At 68.0% G+C, this 5085-nt stretch carries 3 protein-coding genes; 2 read left to right on the top strand and 1 reads right to left on the bottom strand.

Annotation, left to right across the window (positions count from 1 at the left end; all coding sequences use genetic code 11):
- Positions 1-53: 53 nt before the first annotated feature.
- Positions 54-2558: a transglycosylase domain-containing protein gene (locus ACFV6I_RS18270; RefSeq protein WP_380426318.1), complete on the bottom strand. Its 2505-nt coding sequence runs from the start codon at positions 2556-2558 to the stop codon at positions 54-56.
- Positions 2559-3074: 516 nt separating this feature from the next.
- Between ACFV6I_RS18270 and ACFV6I_RS18265 the strand changes: the two genes are divergently transcribed.
- Positions 3075-3776: a PadR family transcriptional regulator gene (locus tag ACFV6I_RS18265; protein ID WP_063348480.1), complete on the top strand. Its 702-nt coding sequence runs from the start codon at positions 3075-3077 to the stop codon at positions 3774-3776.
- Between the two features lie 126 nt (positions 3777-3902).
- Complete coding sequence (locus ACFV6I_RS18260) at positions 3903-4985, top strand: inositol-3-phosphate synthase (protein WP_063348479.1); 1083 nt, start codon at positions 3903-3905, stop codon at positions 4983-4985.
- Positions 4986-5085: the final 100 nt, after the last annotated feature.

Raw genomic sequence — 5085 nt, 5'->3', positions numbered from 1 at the left:
CCTCCGGAGAGGGCCGCCACCGCCGTTCGGTTCATCCGCTCAGCGGGTGGTGGTCAGGGCAGCAGTGCGTTCTGCCCACCGCCACCGCCGGTCGAGGACGGTGTCGGCGGCTTGCCGCTCGGCTTGCTGCTCGTCGCCGGGGGGTCCGTCGGCGGCGCCGTGGGCGGGGGCGTGGTGCAGCCGAGGAGGCCGCAGCTGCTCGTCGGACCGGGGTTGGTCCTGGTGTGCGACGGTGTCTGGCTCGGCTGCGTGCCCGGGCAGTCCACGCCCGGGACACAGCCCGGGCCCTGGGTGGACACGGGCGGCTGCGGCTGGTTGTTGTTGGTCGGCGGGGGCTGGTTGTTGGTGCCCGGCTGGGTCGCGGGCGGGGCCGACGGGGTCTCGCTCGTCGTCTGCGTGGGCGTCATGCTCGGCGAGACCGGGGCGCCGGAGGAGTCCACCTGGGTGCCGACCGGCTGCGGGGCCGGGAAGTCCATCTTCTTCTCGTTGGCCAGCGCGGCCTTCATGTACCGGGTGAAGACGTCGGTCGGGATGTCACCACCGTGGATGGACTCCTTGCCGCCGGTGCCGTTGAGCGACAGCCGCTCGTGCTTGCTCGGGTCCTCGCGCCACATCGCGACGCTGGTCACCAGCTGCGGGGTGTAGCCGACCCACCAGGCCGACTTGTTCTGGTCGGTGGTACCGGTCTTGCCGGCCACCGGGCGGCCCAGCTCCTTGGCCTTGAAACCGGTACCGTTCTTCACCACGTTCACCAGCACGTCGGTGACGTTGTCGGCGACGGCCGGCTCCAGGGCGACCTTGGCGTCCTTCTTGCCGAAGCCCGGGCGCTCGGTGCCGTTCACCTCGACCTTGGTGACCGAGTAGGGCTCGGCCTCCTTGCCGCTGGCCGCCAGGGTGCCGTAGGCGGTGGCCATCCGGATCGGGCTGATGGTGGAGGTGCCGAGGGCGAAGGTCGGGGTCTTCGGGTCGGCGAAGCTCTCCTTCCTGACGCCCATCTGCTCGGCGATGTTGGCCACGTTCTGACCGCCGACGTCCTGGTTGAGCTGGACGAAGGGCACGTTGAACGAGTTCTGCATGGCCGACCGCAGCGAGACGTAGCCGCGCTTGCCGGAGTCCTCGTTCTTCTGCCGGTAGGGCTTGCCGTCGTCGCCGATCACCAGCGAGCCGTCCGGCTTGCGGATCTCGGACATGTCGTCGGACAGGTAGCGGCTGTCGGCGTTGATCCGCTTCGGCTTGCCCTTGTCGTCGGTGGCCGTCTGGACGCCGATCTGCATGGCGGTCGCCAGCACGAAGGGCTTGAAGGTCGAACCGACCTGGACGCCGATGGCGTCGGCGTTGTTGTCGAAGTGGCCGTTCTCCACGCCGTCGCCGCCGTAGAGGGCGACGATCGCGCCGTCGCCGGGGCGGATGCTGGCGGAGCCGAACTGGATGAAGGTGTCGTTGTTGGGGCGCTTCTGGGCGTTGAGGTTCTCGCCCTTGACGTCGTCGACGGCCTTCTTCAGGGCGTCGACCTTGTCCTTCTCGAAGGTGGTGTAGACCTTCAGGCCGCCCTTGTCGATCATCTGCTGGGTGATCGTCTTGTCGGTGGCCATCAGGTACTTGTTGGCGGTGTCGACCAGGTAGCTGACCTCACCGTTCATGCTGGAGTTGGGCTTCTGCGGGATCGGGGCGGGGAACGTGCTGCACTTGGCACGCTCCTCCGGGGTGACGGCCTTGATCTTCACCATGTTGTCGAGGATCCAGGACCACCGCCCCTCGGCCCGCTCCTTGTTGGCCGGGTTGCTGGGGTCGTAGTACGACGCGCCCTTCAACAGGCCGGCCAGCATGGCGCTCTGACAGAGGTCGAGGTCCTTGGCGTCGACCCCGTAGTAGGCCTGTGCGGCGGCCTGGGCGCCGTTCGAGCCGCGACCGAACCAGCTGGTGTTCAGGTACCCCTTGAGGATGTCCGGCTTCTGCATCTTCTGATTGATCTTCAGCGTGATGAAGAACTCCTTCAGCTTGCGGCTGAGGGTCTGCTCCTGACTGAGGTACGCGTTCTTCACGTACTGCTGGGTGATCGTCGAGGCGCCCTGGGTCTCGCCGCCCTTGGCCATGTTGTAGACGGCGCGGAGCATGCCCTTGGGGTCGATGCCGCTGTCCTCGCGGAAGGTCTGGTTCTCCGCCGCGATCACGGCGTTCTGCAGGTTGGGGCTGATGTCGGAGAGCTCGACGATCTGACGGTTGGTCTCGCCCTTGCGGGTCATCTCCGAGCCGTCGGCCCAGTAGTAGATCGTGTTCTGGTCCTTCATCAGATCCTTGAGCTTCGGGATCTCAGTGGTCTGGTAGAGGTAGAAGACCCCGCCCACGCAGGTGGCGAAGAAGATCAGGAAGGCGCTCAGCCACTGCCGCCAGGACGGCAGCCAGCGCCGGACGCCGGTCTTGCCGAAGCGCGGGTAGTCGATGAACCGCTTCTTGCCGGGGCCTGCGGCGGCGGCCGCGGACGCGGAGGCGTCGGCAGCACCGCGCCGGCCGCCCTTGCCGCCCTTCTGGGCGGCCTTGCGCAGTTCGGCGCGGGTCATCCGGGGTTGCTGAGCGGTCTCCCGTTCGCCCGGGGGGCGCCGACGGCCGACGCCGTCCGAGCTCACCTCGCCCCGGCCTGGTCCGCCCTGACGGCCACCACCACCCGGGGGCTGCTGCCCGTCACCGCCCGGGCTGGGCGTCCTTCGCCGTCGTTCACTCATGTTGCAGCCACTCCTCGCCAGGCGGTTCCAGCCTGAAGGCAGGGTTCACGTCCGATGCCCGCCAACCGCCCTAACCCCGGAGGTGGTCCTCGTGCACACGCGACAGCGTACGCAGCCGAGAATCCCAACTAATCGGGCATCAGTCCCCAATGACCGCAAAACGGCAGCAGATCATTACACGCCCGTTGCCAACCACTCCTGCGCGTCGGCTTGTGATCACCTTCACGCGCGCCCCCCTTGCCCGTTCCGAGGGCCCGGTTTACTGTTCTCGATATATCGAGCCGATACATCGACGCGGCATACCGCCCGATGCAGCGGCCGGACAACGGCCGAGAGGTAAGGAGGACGACGGCAATGGGCAGGCGCTCAGGAGTGCTGGAGTTCGCCGTTCTCGGTCTGCTCCACGACGCCCCGATGCACGGCTACGAGCTGCGCAAGCGGCTCAACGTCCTGCTCGGAACGTTGCGGGCGTTCTCGTACGGAACGCTCTACCCGTGTCTGAAGAGCCTGGTCGCCCAGGGCTTCCTGGTCGAGGACAACCCGGACGTCGAGTACGTCCCGGCCACCGCGCTCAACGGCAAGCGGTCCAAGACCGTCTACCGGCTCTCCCCCGAAGGCAAGCAGCGCTTCGAGGAGCTGCTCGCCGACTCCGGGCCCGACGCCTGGGAGGACGAGCACTTCGGCGTCCACTTCGCGTTCTTCGGCCAGACCGACCGGGCCGTACGGATGCGCGTCCTGGAAGGGCGTCGCAGCCGGCTGGAGGAGCGACTGGAGAAGATGCGCAACTCGCTGGCCCGCGCCCGCGAGCGGTTCGACGACTACACCGTCGAGCTGCAGCGGCACGGACTGGAGTCGGTGGAGCGCGAGGTCCGGTGGCTCAACGAGCTGATCGAGACCGAGCGGGCCAACCGCACCGGCCGGACCGGGCCCGCCACCGGCGGCAACACCACCGCCGTACCCCACAAGACTTCGGACGGCCGTGGCCAGGAGGAAGGGTCCCAGGACCCGCCCGGGCCACCGTACGACCGCCCGGGGCGCTCCGCCCAGGAGCGCTGACACCGCGTCAGCCCTGTGCCGCGCGGCAGGAGTGGGCGCCTCGCGCCCGTACAAGCAGTCATCGAAGAAGCAGGACGAGTGCCGTCGACCCCGGCGGCCCTCATGAGATCACAGGGAGCAACCGGAATGGGTTCGGTTCGCGTAGCCATCGTGGGCGTGGGCAACTGCGCCGCGTCGCTGGTGCAGGGTGTCGAGTACTACAAGGACGCCGACCCGGCCGGCAAGGTCCCCGGGCTGATGCACGTCCAGTTCGGTGAGTACCACGTCCGCGACGTGGAGTTCGTCGCCGCGTTCGACGTCGACGCCAAGAAGGTCGGCTTCGACCTGGCCGACGCCATCGGCAGCAGCGAGAACAACACCATCAAGATCTGCGACGTGCCGCCGACCGGCGTCACCGTCCAGCGCGGCCACACCCTCGACGGCCTGGGCAAGTACTACCGGGAGACCATCGAGGAGTCCGACGAGACCCCGGTCGACGTCGTCCAGATCCTCAAGGACCAGCAGGTCGACGTCCTGGTCTGCTACCTGCCCGTCGGTTCCGAGGCCGCCGCCAAGTTCTACGCCCAGTGCGCCATCGACGCCAAGGTCGCCTTCGTGAACGCCCTGCCGGTGTTCATCGCGGGCACCAAGGAGTGGGCGGACAAGTTCACCGAGGCCGGCGTGCCGATCGTCGGTGACGACATCAAGTCCCAGGTCGGCGCCACCATCACGCACCGCGTGATGGCCAAGCTGTTCGAGGACCGCGGTGTCATCCTCGAGCGCACCATGCAGCTGAACGTCGGCGGCAACATGGACTTCAAGAACATGCTCGAGCGCGAGCGCCTGGAGTCCAAGAAGATCTCCAAGACCCAGGCCGTCACCTCGCAGATCCGCGACCGCGAGATGGGCGCCAACAACGTCCACATCGGCCCGTCGGACTACGTGGCCTGGCTGGACGACCGCAAGTGGGCGTACGTCCGCCTGGAGGGTCGCGCGTTCGGCAACGTCCCGCTGAACCTGGAGTACAAGCTCGAGGTCTGGGACTCCCCGAACTCCGCCGGTGTCATCATCGACGCCGTGCGCGCCGCGAAGATCGCCAAGGACCGCGGCATCGGCGGCCCGATCCTGTCGGCCTCCTCGTACTTCATGAAGTCCCCGCCGGTGCAGTACTTCGACGACGAGGCCAAGGAGAACGTCGAGAAGTTCATCCGCGGCGAGGTCGAGCGCTGAGGTAGGGCGCCGGAGCCGGCGGCGGGTGACCGCCGCCGGCCGCGCCGGAGGGGCCCCCCAACAAGCGACAGGGGGCCCGCCCCCCGTAGCGGCGCAATTT

Origin of the sequence: Kitasatospora sp. NPDC059803 (assembly GCF_042732255.1) — a bacterium.
In the GTDB taxonomy this organism is placed as follows: domain Bacteria; phylum Actinomycetota; class Actinomycetes; order Streptomycetales; family Streptomycetaceae; genus Kitasatospora.
This window is presented reverse-complemented; position numbering and strand designations above follow the sequence as displayed.

Coding starts and splice junctions, on each gene's coding strand:
- ACFV6I_RS18270 (WP_380426318.1), bottom strand. CDS start 2,558: ATGACCCGCGCCGAACTGCGCAAGGCCGCCCAGAAGGGCGGCAAGGGC.
- ACFV6I_RS18260 (WP_063348479.1), top strand. CDS start 3,903: ATGGGTTCGGTTCGCGTAGCCATCGTGGGCGTGGGCAACTGCGCCGCG.
- ACFV6I_RS18265 (WP_063348480.1), top strand. CDS start 3,075: ATGGGCAGGCGCTCAGGAGTGCTGGAGTTCGCCGTTCTCGGTCTGCTC.